Raw genomic sequence first — 16,676 nt, forward strand, 5'->3', positions numbered from 1 at the left:
TCTAGGTAAGCGGATGAACCAGTTTTATCCGCTGCCCAGCGCGAGTGCGCCAATCGATGGGCACGATAAATCCGCGGCTTGTTTCAATCGCACTCTCGCCCTCCACCTCCAGTAGAACAACCAATACTGGCATCGTGTCATCGACAAAGTGCTTGGCCAGCAAATCCTGCAAAGCCTGTTTGTCCATTGTTTGGTTCGGTGCCAATTTTGCCGGAGCCAACCAATGCAAACGCGGCAAAACTGCATAGCGCTCCGCTTGCACGCGTTCCATCTCATTCAACGCACACCAGAATCCGCGGCAATGCTCGCTGTGAGTCCCGAATGCAATCGCATCAGCCTCATCAGCGCTGTGATAAAACAACCATCCTTTTACCAAAGCTTGTGCCTGGCTTACAGGAGTTGGAAGATGTACTTGTGCTGCCGGATGTTGCGATAGCAAGAGCTGGCGATCCAGTATCTTGTGCATTTTTGCACCCAGCGTATCTGCCAGATTAGGACCGACAAAATAATCAGCATCTTCACCAGCACCGCTGGATTCCAGCAGATAAAACTTGGTGGCAAATTCCCAATGCAAAAGTTGACCCTCTATCCGCAATAGAAAATCGAATTCACCTATCGTGCTGTTCTTCCCCGCTCTGACCTGAACTCCATGCGCCGCAAGTATGCCGCGATACTCGAAGTAGAAAGCCATCAGCTTTTCTGCATAACGCCCCAAACGCGTAAAAGCCTGTACGTCCAAGTAGCGATGCAGAGCGTCAGGCTGCTGATCAAGTGTCAGCAACCAATCAGCGATATCGTCCGGCAAGCTGCCTTCCAACGTGGCGATCTTGCCCTGCCATTGTGGTGCTAGCGGGTCGAGCAGATCAGGTGCATCCAGCAACCATGCCAGTGCGCGCACATGTATATCGTTGAGATGGCCCCAACGCTGGTGAAATTGGTGTTGGAAAGAATCGGCCAACTTAGCCGTTTTCCCTGGCGGTATAAGTTTGCATAGCCAGGCACAAATCCGCCCAGGCCTTGCTCTTGTCTTTGAGGCTACGCAATAAATAAGCCGGATGATAAGTTACGACAACAGGTATCTCGTCGTAACGATGCACTGTGCCGCGCAACTTGCTGACTGGCGTTGCCGGATCCAGCTTCAGCAAGGACAGAGCTGCCGTCTTGCCAAGCGCAACAATCACGGTTGGATTGATCAAGGCGATTTGTCGTTGCAGATATGGCATGCAAGCATCGACTTCTTCGGCTGTAGGTGGGCGATCGCGTTTGTTCGCATCGGTCGGTCGGCATTTCACGATATTGGCGATATAGGCATTCTCGCCACGCTTCAAGCCCATTGAGATGAACATATTGTCGAGCAATTTTCCGGCAGGACCGACGAAGGGCTCGCCTTGAAAATCCTCATTCCGGCCTGGGCCTTCTCCGACAAATAACCATTTTGCTTTTTGGTCACCGATGCCGAATACAGTTTGCGTACGCCCTTTGCATAGACCGCATTCCGTGCAATTGCTAACAACCTCTTTCAACTGCTCCCAACCCATATTGGCGACATCACTAGCGGGTTTCACCACTGCACTGACGGCTGCAGTCATAGGTACAGTTGCAGGCGCGGCCGGAGTCTCATCGCCCCAGGCCGATAGCGTCGGCTCGGCAGCACGTTGCTGCGGCACTGGAGCGGCAACTGGCACAGAAATTTCTACCGTCTCCGCACTTGCCATCAACAGTACAGGCTCATGCTCGAGTGTTTGCAATACAGCCGCACGTTGCGACCAAACTGGCCCCAATCCCATTTCATGCAGGAATGCCGTACGACGATCTTGATTGCTCATAGGGCTAACTTCATGACTAGCGCATCTTCACGCTGATTATTGGGCGCAGGATAATAACCCTTGCGAACGCCGATACGGGTAAACCCATAGCGTTGATAAATTTTTTCTGCGCGCGTATTCGACGGACGAACTTCCAGCAAGATCGCTTCCAGCTTTCTCTCCATCGCAACTGCTTTCGCCTTATTTAACAGCAAAAGCCCTATGCCTTTTCCATGCAGATCACGATGCACTGTAATGTTCAACAGATGCGCCTCATCGAACGAAGGCATCAATAAAAAATAGCCATTCAATGCGCCGGAACCATCGCGCAATATCCATGTTTCGTATCCACTATTAATGGAATCAAGAAAATTCCCGCGCGTCCATGGAAATGGATAAACATCGTTTTCAATCGCCAGTACATCACTGATATCAGTCGGCTGCATGCGATAAAAATAGAGCTTGAGCGCAGATGAACCAGATTCAAAATGAGGAATAGGACTTTGCACAGAACTCATGCAGCCTCCTTTGCAGCCTTTTCCAGACGTTCGCTCGTTGTCAGCGCTACCTTGTTGCGCAGATACAGCGGCTCTGCCGCGCTGGCAGATACGCCCAGTCCTTGAGCAAATGCAGCTGCACCCAATGTTGCAATCTGCACTGCATGCGGCAACATATCTTTCAAGCTATTCGCAAAAAATGAACGCGCAGCGAAATCTGCAGCATAAGCCTGCAAGCCATTACCGCATGCGATGGCCTCTCCCTGCGGCAATACATCAACTGCAGCAGACAAAGTCGGCGGAATGACGATCTGCCACTCGGCAACAAAGCGATACTGCGCCCAATACACTTCTCCCATGCGTGCGTCCAAAACAGCAAGCACATCGGATGCGCCGGTTTGTTCGCGACAAGCTTGTGCCAGTGCCAGCAATGTAACCGTCGGCAGTAATGGCTTGTCTGCGCCATACGCCAAACCTTGCGCAATACCACAAGCAGTACGCACACCGGTGAATGAACCAGGTCCTGCACCGAAAGCAATCGCATCACAATCGCTCAATGCAATGCTGGCATCCGCCAGCAAAGCCTGCACCATAGGCAAGATACTTTGCGAATGCGTAGTGACACCGGCGGCCTCTCTGCTCGTCGTTATGCCATTGCACAACAAGGCAGCCGATGCCAGCTCAGAGGATGTTTCGATAGCGAGAATAGTAGACATAGCGGTATTTTACCGTGTGCATAGCAGTAGGTGCTGAGAACAAATACAACTCTACGCAGGCATTATTCATTTCATAAAAGGACGGTCGCTCTAGTAGCGGCAGAAACCGGTAAAATACCGCCATGCCAAGCATCACACTAGAACCGGAAAACCAGCAGCAGTTAGCGCAGCGCATGAAAGACGACGTATGGGTCGTGGCATGTCTGTGCGCGGCTTGGTGCGACGTCTGCACAAACTATCGCCCAGGATTTGACGAACTGGCGTCACAACACCCTGACAAGCTCTTCGTCTGGATTGATATCGAGGATCGCGCCGACCTCGTGGGCGACTTCGATGTAGAGAACTTTCCTACGCTGTTAATTCAGCGTGGTGACGATGTCGTCTTTTATGGCACGACGATGCCCGACCATCGCATTGCGCATCGCCTCGTCACTTCTCACGCAGAGAAAAGCGCATCTGAACGCAAGACACAAACTCAAAGCAGCGCTGAATATAAAGAGTGGCAGTTGGAACGCAATCTACGACAAGCATTGACACAAGCTTGAGTGCGACTCAATTGGCTTAACCTCGCCAACGCTACAAACATTTAGCTTCAACAAATTTTTAGACAAAAAAAATCCCCAGCGAACCGGGGATTTTTTATTTCGCTAGATTCAGCTTAGATAGGCTGAATGTTCGAAGCTTGCTTGCCTTTAGGGCCAGCAGTCACTTCAAAAGAAACGCGTTGGTTCTCTTGCAGTGATTTGAAGCCGCTCGACTGAATTGCCGAGAAGTGAGCGAACAAATCTTCGCCGCCTTCGTCAGGTGTAATAAAGCCGAAGCCCTTCGAATCATTGAACCATTTTACGATACCAGTTGCCATTGCAATTCCTAATTTCAGTTAAGTTGGGCAGTTGCCCGTTAGATCGTTTCAACCAAGACAGGAATGACAGACTAATACTGCACTACTAACTCGAATCTCAACGATGCTTGATTATACCGGATAAAAGAGAAAAGAGTTGAATTTTGATAATCTCTTAATATTGCTTTGAGACATCACCCCATTCACTTCTTGTCCGTCCATTTAAACCCTGTAATTCATTTGTTCTCATGCCATTTGCACAAGCATTATGAATTACACAAACATTGCCAAATTTATTGCTTGTTCGCCTGTTCGCGTGCTTTTTCAGCTTTCTTTGCTGCAACTTCTTTTTGACGCGCTTCTGATTCCCGCACTTTTGCCTCATACCGTTCAACATTTTCGGCACGCTTCTTGGCATCGGCTTGCTCATTTTCCCGCAACAACTTTTGCCGCTCAGCATAATCGGCATTCTTTTTAGCGTAATTCTCAGCGCGTACTTTGCGTTGCGCGTCTTTCGTCAAATCATTAGCTTCCGTAGACTTGCCACTCGCAGCATCTGTCTTGTTCTGCGTGCTTGCTGTTGCCCTGCCTTCGCTTTGTGCAGCCTTTTCTGCCAAACGGCGATCACTCTCTGCAACCTTGGCATGGCGTGTATATGCGTTTGCTTCGATTTCAATTGGCTTGATCACGGCCAAATCAGCGCGTTTTTGTTCCTTAACCTTGGCCAAACAGGAATTCGTAAAAAACTCCTTGTAACATGCACGTTGACCCGCAGCAAAACGCGACTCAATAAACGAGCGCGCTTTTGTCACATCGGCTAATGCACTGCTTGCTGCCGTTGATGATTGAATCGAATTGGCAGGATAACGTTCAGTCAAGGCACTCACTGAGTACGACTGTGAGTCAGCCTCAACTGTCGTAGTTGATTGCGCAAAGACTGGCTGACTCGACAACAGAATCGAGCCGACGATGAATATGTTCAATACCTGTTTCATATACTGTGCATCCACATTAACTAAACCCTAGCTATACAACTTACAAAATTGAATTGCCCTCATGGCGACGCTCGGCTTCCATGTATTCGGATGATTGCATCTCGATCAAGCGCGAAACGGTACGTTGAAATTCAGCAATCTGAGCACCATCAGTATACAACTCCTCCATCGGCACCTCGGCCGATATCAGTAACTTAATCTTGTGGTCATACAATACGTCCACCAACCAGATAAAGCGCCGTACTGCCGAAGACATACCTGCTGACATAACCGGGACATCAGATAAAAAAAGCGTATGGAAACGGCTGGCCAGTTCAAGATAATCATTTTGCGAGCGTGGCCCACCACACAGCGTCGCGAAGTCAAACCATATTACACCGCCGGCGCGTCGCAAGGCCTGGATATCACGCCCTTCAATTCTCAGATGCGGATTTTCATCGACAGTTTCAGCGATGCGCGCAAACGCAACACGCATTGCTTCACTCGACTTTTCATTCAGCGGCCAGTAATAGGCATCAACCTGCTCCAATGCACGCTTGCGATAATCATTGCCACTATCGACATTAACGATATCGAGTTTTTCTTTCAGTAATTCGATGGTCGGCAACATGCGATCTCTATGCAATCCATCTGGGTACAAGGTGTCTGGATGAAAATTCGAGGTGATGATGAAAGACACACCGTTTTCAAACAGTGCCTTGAACAGATTGTAGAGAATCATCGCATCAGCGATATCGATGACGTGGAACTCATCGAAACAAATCAGGCGATACTTCTTGGCAATCCGCTTCGCCACCTCATCCAGCGGATTGGCTATCATCTTTAGCTCATCCAGCTCACGATGGACGCTGCGCATGAATTCATGGAAGTGCACACGCGTCTTGCGTACCAGTGGCACCACCGAATAAAAACTATCCATCAGGAAGGATTTGCCGCGGCCGACACCGCCCCACATATAGATGCCGCGTGGAATTTCCGGTGGTCGCAAAAAACGTAAAAAGGCATTGGCGCGCTGCGCCTTGTACTCTACCCATTCGTCGTATGCTTGCTGCAAACGATTGACGGCATTGAGCTGCGATTCATCGGCAATGAATCCACGTTGCGACAAAGCCTGATCATAAAATTCGCGAACATTCATTCGGTGAAAATCCAATTCATTTTTATGGTCCTGCCCAATTTTTATGGACTCTCAAGATAAAAATGGGCGAGTCATTGCTCGCCCAAGTATGTCAACAGCACTACGTGCTTACTGCGGATTCATGTTTACCACAACACGTGCCGGGTAACCACCGCCACCCGACGTAATCGGAAGACTGAGGCCCAAACCAAGTCCCACAGCACCACTACCACCGCCGAGACCAAGACCAACTCTGGAACCAGTTGGTTGCCCGCCAGACGGAGGTAATCTCAGCTCCGATGTTCTGTAGCCATATTTATTACAGATAATACGCAGTTCGCCATTACTACGTCCAACTTGCACAGAAGCCGGCGTGACCACATTCCAGCTGGATGCATTGGTCGTCACCACGCAATTAGCGCCACCGAACTCCTGCCCGTTACTTGCAGTCGTAATTAACACGCGACCATCTCCAGAACCTGTTGATGCACAGGCACTCAAGAGTAAAGGTAATAGCAAACCTGCGTACCGCATCTACACTCCTAGAAATTCAGCGCTCGACCGTCCACTGCCAGCGCTGCTTCTTTTACTGCTTCCGACAAAGAAGGATGAGCATGACAGATCCGTGCAATATCTTCAGACGATGCACGGAACTCCATTGCGACCACAGCTTCTGAAATCAGTTCCGAAGCCATAGGGCCTATGATGTGTACGCCAAGGATTTCATCGGTTTTTTCATCAGCAAGAAACTTCACGAAACCAGTCGTATCACCCAATGCGCGCGCACGACCATTTGCCAGGAACGGGAAAGAACCAGCTTTATAAGCAATGTTTTCCGCCTTGAGCTGCTGCTCTGTTTTTCCAACCCATGCGATTTCCGGTGAGGTATAAATCACCCAAGGAATGGTGTTGAAATTAACATGACCATGCTGACCGGCGATACGTTCTGCGACGGCAACGCCCTCTTCTTCAGCTTTGTGTGCCAGCATAGGACCACGTACCACATCGCCTACAGCCCATACATTTGGCAAACTTGTTTTGCAATCACCATCAACTGCGATAAAGCCACGTTCATCGAGTTTCAAACCAACGGCTTCCGCGTTCAGACCTATCGTATTCGGAATGCGGCCTATCGATATGATTAGCTTGTCGAAGACTGCTTTTTGCGCAGCGCCTTTATCATCAACATAGTTGACGGTTACATCGTTCTTGCCAGCAGTAATCGCACCGATTTTGACGCTCAGATTGATAGCAAGGCCTTGCTTAGTAAATTGCTTCAGCGCTTCTTTGGCAACTTGTCCATCGACTGCACCGAGGAAGGCTGGTAACGCTTCGAGCACCGTCACTTCAGAACCAAGGCGACGCCATACGCTGCCCATTTCCAGACCAATCACGCCCGCACCGATCACACCAAGACGCTTAGGTACATCCGTCATTGCGAGCGCACCCGTATTCGACAAGATCAGCTTTTCATCAAAGGCAGCGCCTGGCAATTGGCGTGGATTTGACCCCGTCGCGACGATGACATGCTTGGCAAAAATGTTTTCTTCTGTCGCGCCGGCGATCTTGATTTCATGACCACCATCGATCGCTTTTACAAACGAGCCACGGCCATGGAAGAAAGTCACTTTGTTCTTTTTGAGTAAGTACAGGATGCCGTCATTATTTTGTTTAACGACTGTGTCCTTGCGCGACACCATCTTTTTCAGATTCAGCGACAGACCTTTTACTTCTATCCCGTGATCAGCAAACGCATGCGCTGCATGGTCGTAGTTTTCCGACGATTGCAGCAATGCTTTCGATGGAATGCAACCAACGTTGGTGCACGTTCCACCAGGTGCAGGGCCACCTTTTTCATTTTTCCATTCGTCAATACAGGCAGCAGTAAATCCCAATTGCGCCGCGCGTATCGCTGCAACATAGCCGCCAGGGCCACCACCGATCACCACCACATCAAAATTCTTCGACATATCTTTATCCCGCTAAATTATCCACTTAGAAAAAAAGACACGCAGGCAGCAAAATGGTTGCGCCTTTGTGTCTTTTATTTACCCGGCTTTAGAGATCCAGCAACAGGCGCGCAGGATCTTCCAATGCCTCTTTCATCGCGACGAGACCCAATACAGCCTCACGTCCGTCGATGATGCGGTGATCGTAGGACATCGCCAGATAATTCATTGGACGAATCACGATTTGACCGTTCTCAACAACAGCACGTTCCTTGGTCGCATGGATGCCCAGGATCGCGGATTGTGGTGGATTGATAATCGGTGTCGACAACATCGAACCAAAGATACCGCCGTTCGAAATGGAGAAGGTACCACCGGTCAAATCATCCAGTGTCAGCTTGCCTTCTTTGGCCTTGTTACCAAATTCGCCAATTTTCTTTTCGATTTCAGCGATCGACATTTGATCGACATCACGCAGGATAGGTACAACCAAACCACGCGGCGAACCGACTGCGATACCGATATCGAAATAGCCGTGGTAGACGATATCGTTGCCATCAACCGATGCATTGATGATTGGATATTTTTTCAACGCAGCAACAGCAGCCTTAACGAAGAAGGACATGAAGCCGAGTTTGACGCCATGTTCTTTTTCAAACTTGTCTTTGTACTTGGTACGCAGATCGATCACAGGCTGCATATTGACTTCGTTGAAAGTCGTCAAGATGGCATTGCTTGCTTGTGATTGCAACAAACGTTCTGCGATACGAGCACGCAAACGGCTCATAGGCACGCGCTCTTCCGGACGATTCGCAAGCGAAGCAAGGGATGGCGCTGGCGTAGCAACTTGTTGCAACGCAGGTTTGGCGGCAGCCACTGGTGCTGGTGCTGGCTTTTTCTCCAGTTGATTGATGACATCACCTTTTGTGACGCGACCATCTTTACCCGTGCCGGCGACATCGCCTGCTGCCAGATTGTTTTCTGACAGCATTTTTGCAGCTGCCGGCATTGCAATACCGCTAGCAGCATTCGATGATGCTGGTGCACTTGCAGGTGCTGACGCGACCGATGCAGCTGGTGCTGCAGCGGCGGCTGCAGGTGCAGGAATAACCACCGCAGACAGATCCGTATCGATCAGCGCGATGACCTCGCCAGCAACGACTGTACTGTTATCGTCGCGCACGATTTGTGTAATCACACCGGCGGCAGGCGCAGGTAGTTCCAACACGACTTTATCGGTCTCGATATCGATCAGGTTTTCGTCGCGAGCGACGGTCTCACCTACTTTTTTATGCCATTGCAGCAGCGTTGCTTCTGCAACAGATTCCGACAGTTGCGGAACTTTTACTTCAAGAATTGCCATTTTTAACTCTCCGTTTCGGGTTGTTCATACGACATCCCAGCTTCTGGGATGTCGCAGGGTCTTTATTTGGTTTGTACAAAACCTTTTAATTTGGCAAATGCAGCATCAATCAGTGCCTTTTGCTGTGCGTAATGCTTGTCGTAGTAACCCACGGCAGGCGATGCGCTGGCTGGACGGCCGGCATAGGCAAGTTTCTGTCCGTCTGCCATATTTTCCAGAATATTGTGTTGGATCTGGAACCATGCACCTTGGTTCTGCGGTTCATCCTGAGTCCACACCAATTCATTGAAATTCGGGAATTTTTTGAGCTCAGCCGCAAACGCTTTATGTGGGAACGGATAAAGCTGTTCGACACGAATAATGGCAACATCGTTCTGTCCGCGTTCTTTGCGAGCAGCGACCAGATCGTAATAAACGCGACCTGAACAAGCGATGACGCGTTTCACTTTCTTCGCATCGATCTTCTCATCCACTTCACCGATCACGGTCTGGAACGAACCTTTGGCAAGTTCGCTCAACGGCGATCCGGCATCCTTGTTACGCAACAGCGATTTTGGCGTCAAAATCACCAACGGTTTGCGGAACAGACGAATCATCTGACGGCGCAACAGATGGAAGATTTGTGCCGAGGTAGTCGGTTGCACTACTTGCATATTGTTGTCTGCGCACAGTTGCAAGAAGCGTTCAGGACGTGCGGAGGAGTGCTCCGGTCCCTGACCTTCGTAACCGTGTGGCAGCATCATGACCAAACCTGATGCACGGCCCCACTTCACTTCACCGGAACTGATGAACTGATCGATAACGACTTGCGCGCCGTTGACGAAATCGCCAAATTGCGCTTCCCAGATAACCAGCGTATTCGGCTCAGCTGTGGAGTAACCGTATTCATAAGCCAATACTGCTTCTTCCGACAAAACGGAATCGATAACACGGAACCAAGCTTGCTGATCCGAAACGTTTTGCAAAGGCACATAGGTGCCTGCATCCCAACGTTCACGATTTTGATCATGCAGTACTGCATGACGATGGACGAATGTACCGCGGCCAGAATCCTGACCAGTCAGACGCACGGCATAACCGGAACTGACCAATGATGCGTAGGCTAAATGCTCGCCCATGCCCCAATCCAGATTGATTTCGCCACGGCCCATGCTTGCGCGGTCAGCCAGTACTTTTTCAACCAGTGGATGAACCTTGAAGTTTTCCGGCAAGGTGGTGATGCGTTCAGCCAAACGCTTCAACTCTGTCATCGGTACCGCAGTATCAGCGGCATCGGTCCATTTGCGATTCAGGAACGGCATCCAATCGACTGCGTATTTGCTCTTGAAATTCGAAATAACAGGATCGATCGTATGCTTACCAGCATCCATTGCATCGCGGTATTCCGCGACCATTGCATCGCCTTCATCCGCAGCGATCGTTCCCTGTGTCACCAATTTGTCGGCGTACAGTTTGCGTGTGCCTGGATGTGCTGCAATTTTCTTGTACATCAATGGCTGCGTCAGCGCTGGCGTATCTTGCTCGTTGTGACCAAGTTTGCGATAGCAAACGATGTCGACCACGATATCCTTGCGGAATTCAAGACGGTAATCCAGTGCGATCTGCGCTGCGAAAACAACGGCTTCAGGATCATCACCATTGACGTGGATCACAGGTGCTTCAATCATCTTCGAAACGTCGGTGCAATACAGCGTCGAACGCGAGTCACGTGGATCGGACGTAGTAAAACCGATTTGGTTGTTGATGATGATGTGGACGGTGCCGCCGGTGCCGTAGCCGCGAGTCTGCGCCAGATTCAGCGTTTCCATGATCACGCCTTGACCAGCAAATGCTGCATCGCCGTGGATCAGGATAGGCAAAACTTGTTGCGACGGATCGTTCTGGCCACGGCGTTCGATACGTGCGCGCACGGAGCCTTCCACCACTGGATTAACGATTTCCAGATGTGAAGGGTTAAAAGCCAGCGACAGGTGGATAGGACCGCCTGGTGTGCTGATATCGGATGAGAAACCTTGATGGTACTTAACGTCGCCGGATGGCAGATCGTCACCATGACGGCCTTCGAATTCAGCGAATAATTCCTGCGGCATTTTGCCGAGGGTGTTGACCAATACGTTCAAGCGTCCGCGATGCGCCATACCGATCACGATTTCCTGCACGCCTTTTTCGCCGCCACGTTGTATCGTTTCATCAAGCGCAGCGATGAAGCTCTCGCTCCCTTCCAGCGAAAAACGTTTTTGTCCAACGTATCTGGTATGCAGATAACGTTCCAGACCCTCAGCTGCCGTCAGGCGCTCAAGGATGTGCTTTTTCTTTTCGCTGGAAAAAGTTGGTGTCGAGCGTACCGACTCAAACCGTTCCTGCAGCCAAAGCTTTTGCGCAGGATCGCTGATGTACATAAACTCCGGTCCGATCGAACGGCAGTATGTATCGCGCAATGCGTTCAGCAAATCTCGCAGCGAGGAAGTTTCTGTACCGAAATGGGTATTACTGATGTTGAACACGATATCCATGTCCGCATCGGTAAAGCCGTAAAAACTAGGCTCCAATTGCGGGATCGATGGACGCTCTTGACGTTGCAATGGATCAAGATTGGCCCAGTTGTTACCCAACACGCGGTAAGCAGCGATCAGTTGTGTAACAGCGACGCGTTTGCGTCCCATTTCAACATCTTCGGATGCGGTAACTGTGCGTATCGGGCCATTCTTGGCGCGTTCGGCGAAAGATGCGATGACAGACGCATGCGCGACGTCAGGCTTGGTCGAACCATCGACAGCAGGCACATGCTGCATGGCGTCGAAGTACGCGCGCCAGTTGTCTGGTACGGAGCCGGGATTGTCGAGATATGCTTCGTACAGTTCTTCAACGTACGGTGCATTCCCTCCAAACAAATAAGAGTTGGATAAAGATTGTTGCATCATCTTGCTCACCTTTCTTCGCGTTTCGCGAGATTAGCGGGTTAATTTAACCTTCCGCGGCACGGCCTGACCGGTTAGCGGATTGCACATCAAGTTGTGGGGAAGGACGTTTTAATCTATAGCTGCTGAAATCTAATAATCTGAAACGAGAATAACATAAAACAAATCGGTAAAAAGTGAATCTCATGATCCACTTTTTACCTTACTAACCAATTTACGGACGCTTCGCTATATCCGAGACGTCACGCTGTTTTTCACCGATGAACAATTGACGTGGACGGCCAATTTTTTGTTCCGGATCTGAAATCATTTCGTTCCATTGAGCAACCCAACCCACGGTACGCGCCATCGCGAAGATACCGGTGAACAGGGATACAGGAATGCCTAATGCTGATTGCACAATACCCGAGTAGAAATCGACGTTCGGGTACAGCTTACGCGACACAAAGTATTCGTCTTCCAACGCCACTTTTTCCAGTGCCATAGCCAGTTTGAACAATGGATCATCATGCAGACCCAATTCTTCCAACACTTCGTGGCAAGTTTCACGCATCAGTTTGGCACGTGGATCGAAGTTTTTGTAAACGCGGTGCCCGAAGCCCATCAGCTTGACGCCGGAGTTCTTGTCTTTCACTTTTGCCAAGAATTCCGGGATGTTGTCGACTGAACCGATTTCTTTCAACATGTTCAGTGCGGCTTCGTTTGCACCACCGTGCGCAGGGCCCCAGAGACAAGCGATACCAGCAGCGATACAGGCGAATGGATTCGCACCGCTAGAGCCGGAAAGACGCACTGTCGAAGTCGATGCATTTTGCTCGTGATCTGCATGCAAGATCAGGATACGATCCAGCGCACGTACCAGCACGTCGCTGATTTTGTATTCTTCGCTTGGTGTCGAGAACATCATGTGCATGAAGTTCGCGCTATACGACAAGTCATTGCGTGGATACACGAATGGCTGGCCGACCGAATATTTGTAAGACATCGCAACCAGCGTTGGCATCTTCGCGATCAAACGAATCGCGGACACTTCACGGTGATGCGGGTCATTGATGTCCAGCGAATCATGATAGAACGAGGACAACGCACCAACCGTACCAACCAGTACCGACATAGGATGCGCATCACGACGGAAGCCGCGGAAGAAGAATTGCATTTGCTCATGCAACATCGTGTGCTTGGTCACGGTGTTGACGAAGGTTTTCTTCTGCTCTACGTTCGGCAACTCGCCTTTAAGCAACAGGTAGCAAGTTTCAAGGAAGTCGCACTTCACTGCCAATTGTTCAATCGGATAACCGCGATACAGCAATTCGCCTTTGTCGCCATCAATGTAAGTGATCGTTGAATCACACGATGCAGTCGACATAAAGCCTGGGTCATACGTGAATTTTCCGCTGGCACCGTAGAGTTTGCGAATATCGATTACGTCAGGGCCTATTGTTCCCTTGTAAATCGGCAACTCCACTGATGGCGAACCGTCAGAAAACGACAGTGTGGCTTTGATGTCAGATTGGGAGTGGGGCATGGCTCTTCCTTCTAATAACGAGGGGGTGAGTCGATTTATGAATAAATCGCAAAATAAAATCGGTATTGCAGTGCGCTTTAAATTGCACGCAATCTGCTTAACAGCGCACGAACTTGAGGTGTATCTACTTCACCATCCGGTTCATTGCGTGCCAATAGCAAATTCAGTAAATCGTTGTCTGGCAACTCCATCAATATCGAAAAGGCTTCGACCTCTTCATCCGTCAGCGTTTCCTCATGCTTATCCAGGAAGCGCGTCAGCAGCAAATCATTTTCCAGCAGACCGCGACGACCACGCCATCTCAGGCGCGCACGTTTTACTGGATCAGCTTGATGGGTTATGGACATGGACTCTTATTCAACCTGTTTAACGCTTTTCCACGTCATTGCTTCTTGCGAAAGAAACGCACAACGACAAAATCGTCATGCGTTTCGTCAATAACCCGGCACTATACAGCGCGACGGACCATCAATTCCTTGATTTTTCCGATTGCGCGTGTCGGGTTCAAACCTTTAGGACAAACGTCCACACAATTCATAATTGTATGACATCTGAACAATCTGTATGGATCTTCCAAATTATCCAGTCGATCGCTGGTCGCATGATCCCTGCTGTCGGCAATGAAACGATAGGCCTGCAACAAACCGGCCGGGCCGACAAATTTATCAGGATTCCACCAGAACGACGGGCAGGAAGTCGAGCAACAAGCACACAGGATACACTCATACAAGCCATCGAGTTCTTCGCGCTCTGCAGGGGTCTGCAAACGCTCTTTCTCAGGCGGGATTGTATCGTTAATCAGGTAAGGCTTGATCGAGTCGTACTGTTTAAAGAATTGCGTCATGTCCACGATCAGATCGCGGATCACCGGCAAGCCTGGCAATGGGCGCAAAACGATAGGCTCACTCAACTCATTCAAGTTGGTCGTACATGCCAAACCGTTCTTGCCGTTAATGTTCATCGCATCTGAGCCGCACACACCTTCGCGGCAGGAACGACGCAATGCCAGCGAGTCATCAACGTCGGCCTTGATACGCTGCAAAGCGTCCAACAGCATCTTGTCATGATCTTGCAACTCAACCGTCACGTCCTGCATGTACGGTTTTGCATCCTTGTCAGGATCATAGCGGTAAATCTGAAGTCTGAGAGTCCGTGCCATGTTCTGACCTTTTAGAAAGTACGTGGTTTAGGCTTGAAGGTGTCAACTGTCAGCGGCTTGGTCACCACTGGCTTGTAATCAAGTCGGTTGCCTTCGGAGTAAAACAGCGAATGTTTCATCCAGTTTTCATCATCGCGTTTTTCAAAATCACGATGTGCATGTGCACCGCGCGATTCTTTGCGGGCCGCAGCTGAGGTGATGGTCGCCTTGGCTGTTTCGATCAGATTGTCCAGCTCCAGTGCTTCGATACGCGCGGTATTGAAAACACGGGACTTGTCCTTGAACGACACATGCTTGCGACGCTCATCCAATTCCATGATTTTCTTGTAGCCGGTTTGCAGCAATTCGTCCGTACGGAACACGCCACAATAACGTTGCATGGTCGAGCGGATATCGTTAGCGACATCCTGCACGCGCTCGCCGCCAGTGCTGTTTTCCAGATGTGACAAACGCGACAACGCGAGGTCGGCTGCATCGGCTGGCAATGGTTTGTGTTCGCGGCCTTTCAGATTGCTCTGAACAATATGATTACCTGCTGCACGGCCAAACACCAACAGATCAAGCAATGAGTTAGTACCCAAACGATTCGCGCCGTGTACTGACACGCAGGCACACTCGCCAATCGCGTACAAGCCATTCACAACGTGATTCGGATTGCCATTCTTCGGCTCAACAACTTGACCGTGAATATTGGTTGGAATGCCGCCCATTTGGTAATGGATAGTCGGCACGACTGGAATCGGTTCGCGCGTCGCATCGACGTTCGCAAATTTGTGTGCGATTTCCAGAATCGATGGCAAACGTTTTTGTATGGTTTCTGCGCCGATGTGACGCAAATCCAGCATCACGTGATCTTTAAGAGGACCACAACCGCGGCCTTCTTTGATCTCTTGATCCATGGAGCGTGAAACGAAATCGCGTGGTGCCAGATCTTTCAGCGTAGGCGCGTAACGCTCCATGAAGCGTTCGCCCTGGCTATTCACCAAAATACCGCCCTCACCGCGCACGCCTTCTGTAATCAGCACACCCGCACCAGCTACGCCGGTCGGGTGGAACTGCCAGAATTCCATGTCTTCCAGCGGCAGGCCAGCACGTGCCGCCATGCCCATACCGTCACCGGTATTGATAAAGGCATTGGTCGATGCAGCCCAGATACGCCCTGCACCACCTGTAGCAAACAATGTGGTTTTGGCTTCCAGCATCATTACTTCGCCGGTTTCCATTTCCAGCGCAACCACACCGATCACGTCGCCTTCGGCGTCGCGCATCAAGTCGATCGCCATCCATTCCACGAAGAAGTGGGTACGGGCGCGAACGTTACGTTGGTAGAGTGTATGTAGCAAAGCATGACCGGTACGATCCGCCGCAGCGCAAGCACGTTGCACCGGCTTTTCACCGAAGTTCGCAGTGTGACCGCCGAATGGACGCTGATAAATCGTGCCGTCGGAATTACGGTCAAAAGGCATACCGAAATGTTCCAGTTCGTAGACGACTTTCGGCGCTTCGCGGCACATGAACTCGATCGCGTCCTGATCACCGAGGTAATCCGAACCTTTGACCGTATCGAACATGTGCCAATACCAATTGTCTTCCGCCATATTGCCGAGCGAAGCACCGATACCACCTTGAGCAGCAACGGTATGCGAACGCGTTGGGAATACTTTCGACAATACCGCGACGTTCAAGCCTGCTTCTGCAAGCTGTAGCGATGCGCGCATGCCGGAACCGCCGGCACCGACGATGATGGCGTCAAAATGGCGTGAGGGAATGCTGCTTTTAATTGCTGCCACG

At 50.3% G+C, this 16,676-nt stretch carries 16 protein-coding genes; 1 reads left to right on the forward strand and 15 read right to left on the reverse strand.

Translation table 11 applies throughout. The annotated features are described in order from the left end of the window. Position 1 precedes the first annotated feature (1 nt). The 4 genes from BQ6873_RS04090 to tsaB are packed head-to-tail and all read right to left on the reverse strand — an operon-like array spanning position 2 to position 3,018. On the reverse strand, positions 2-982 hold the full coding sequence (locus tag BQ6873_RS04090) for a DUF1853 family protein (RefSeq protein ID WP_076591508.1): 981 nt from the start codon (positions 980-982) through the stop codon (positions 2-4). Beyond that, entirely contained in the window at positions 960-1,826 is an 867-nt protein-coding gene (locus BQ6873_RS04095; RefSeq protein WP_076591509.1) for a uracil-DNA glycosylase, read from the reverse strand. Before BQ6873_RS04095 ends, BQ6873_RS04090 begins: the two co-directional genes overlap by 23 nt. Then, entirely contained in the window at positions 1,823-2,323 is a 501-nt protein-coding gene (gene rimI, locus BQ6873_RS04100) for a ribosomal protein S18-alanine N-acetyltransferase (RefSeq protein ID WP_076591510.1), read from the reverse strand. Before rimI ends, BQ6873_RS04095 begins: the two co-directional genes overlap by 4 nt. Further along, positions 2,320-3,018 carry a tRNA (adenosine(37)-N6)-threonylcarbamoyltransferase complex dimerization subunit type 1 TsaB gene (tsaB, locus tag BQ6873_RS04105; protein WP_076591511.1) on the reverse strand — a complete coding sequence of 233 codons (699 nt, stop codon included), beginning with the start codon at positions 3,016-3,018 and terminating at the stop codon, positions 2,320-2,322. Before tsaB ends, rimI begins: the two co-directional genes overlap by 4 nt. 122 nt (positions 3,019-3,140) lie before the next feature. On the opposite strand from tsaB, the gene BQ6873_RS04110 reads away from it, so the two are divergent. Further along, entirely contained in the window at positions 3,141-3,563 is a 423-nt protein-coding gene (locus BQ6873_RS04110) for a thioredoxin family protein (RefSeq protein WP_076591512.1), read from the forward strand. 113 nt (positions 3,564-3,676) lie between these two features. On the opposite strand, the gene BQ6873_RS04115 is transcribed toward BQ6873_RS04110, so the two are convergent. The 11 genes from BQ6873_RS04115 to sdhA all read right to left on the reverse strand — a co-directional run bounded on the left by BQ6873_RS04115 (position 3,677) and on the right by sdhA (position 16,675). Beyond that, positions 3,677-3,880, reverse strand: coding sequence for a cold-shock protein (locus BQ6873_RS04115; RefSeq protein ID WP_009665193.1), 204 nt, complete (start codon positions 3,878-3,880; stop codon positions 3,677-3,679). 272 nt (positions 3,881-4,152) lie between these two features. Then, on the reverse strand, positions 4,153-4,854 hold the full coding sequence (locus BQ6873_RS04120) for a hypothetical protein (protein WP_076591513.1): 702 nt from the start codon (positions 4,852-4,854) through the stop codon (positions 4,153-4,155). Between the two features lie 40 nt (positions 4,855-4,894). Beyond that, entirely contained in the window at positions 4,895-5,992 is a 1,098-nt protein-coding gene (gene zapE, locus BQ6873_RS04125) for a cell division protein ZapE (RefSeq protein ID WP_076591514.1), read from the reverse strand. Positions 5,993-6,100: 108 nt separating this feature from the next. Then, complete coding sequence (locus tag BQ6873_RS04130) at positions 6,101-6,505, reverse strand: hypothetical protein (RefSeq protein WP_076591515.1); 405 nt, start codon at positions 6,503-6,505, stop codon at positions 6,101-6,103. 8 nt (positions 6,506-6,513) lie between these two features. Further along, positions 6,514-7,941, reverse strand: coding sequence for a dihydrolipoyl dehydrogenase (lpdA, locus tag BQ6873_RS04135; protein WP_076591516.1), 1,428 nt, complete (start codon positions 7,939-7,941; stop codon positions 6,514-6,516). A gap of 88 nt (positions 7,942-8,029) precedes the next feature. Continuing rightward, on the reverse strand, positions 8,030-9,283 hold the full coding sequence (odhB, locus tag BQ6873_RS04140; RefSeq protein WP_076591517.1) for a 2-oxoglutarate dehydrogenase complex dihydrolipoyllysine-residue succinyltransferase: 1,254 nt from the start codon (positions 9,281-9,283) through the stop codon (positions 8,030-8,032). Between the two features lie 62 nt (positions 9,284-9,345). Next, the gene (locus BQ6873_RS04145) at positions 9,346-12,204 is read right to left on the reverse strand and encodes a 2-oxoglutarate dehydrogenase E1 component (RefSeq protein WP_076591518.1); all 2,859 of its coding nucleotides are present in this window, start codon (positions 12,202-12,204) and stop codon (positions 9,346-9,348) included. A 211-nt stretch (positions 12,205-12,415) separates the two neighbouring features. Continuing rightward, positions 12,416-13,726: a citrate synthase gene (gltA, locus tag BQ6873_RS04150; protein WP_076591519.1), complete on the reverse strand. Its 1,311-nt coding sequence runs from the start codon at positions 13,724-13,726 to the stop codon at positions 12,416-12,418. A 77-nt stretch (positions 13,727-13,803) separates the two neighbouring features. Continuing rightward, on the reverse strand, positions 13,804-14,073 hold the full coding sequence (locus tag BQ6873_RS04155) for a succinate dehydrogenase assembly factor 2 (protein WP_076591520.1): 270 nt from the start codon (positions 14,071-14,073) through the stop codon (positions 13,804-13,806). A gap of 101 nt (positions 14,074-14,174) precedes the next feature. Next, positions 14,175-14,885, reverse strand: a complete 711-nt coding sequence (locus BQ6873_RS04160) for a succinate dehydrogenase iron-sulfur subunit (RefSeq protein ID WP_076591521.1) — start codon at positions 14,883-14,885, stop codon at positions 14,175-14,177. An 11-nt stretch (positions 14,886-14,896) separates the two neighbouring features. Beyond that, a complete protein-coding gene (gene sdhA / locus BQ6873_RS04165; protein ID WP_076591522.1) occupies positions 14,897-16,675 on the reverse strand; it encodes a succinate dehydrogenase flavoprotein subunit in 1,779 nt (592 codons plus the stop codon). Position 16,676 lies beyond the last annotated feature (1 nt).

This window comes from Herminiimonas arsenitoxidans, assembly GCF_900130075.1.
Classification (GTDB): domain Bacteria; phylum Pseudomonadota; class Gammaproteobacteria; order Burkholderiales; family Burkholderiaceae_D; genus Oxalicibacterium; species Oxalicibacterium arsenitoxidans.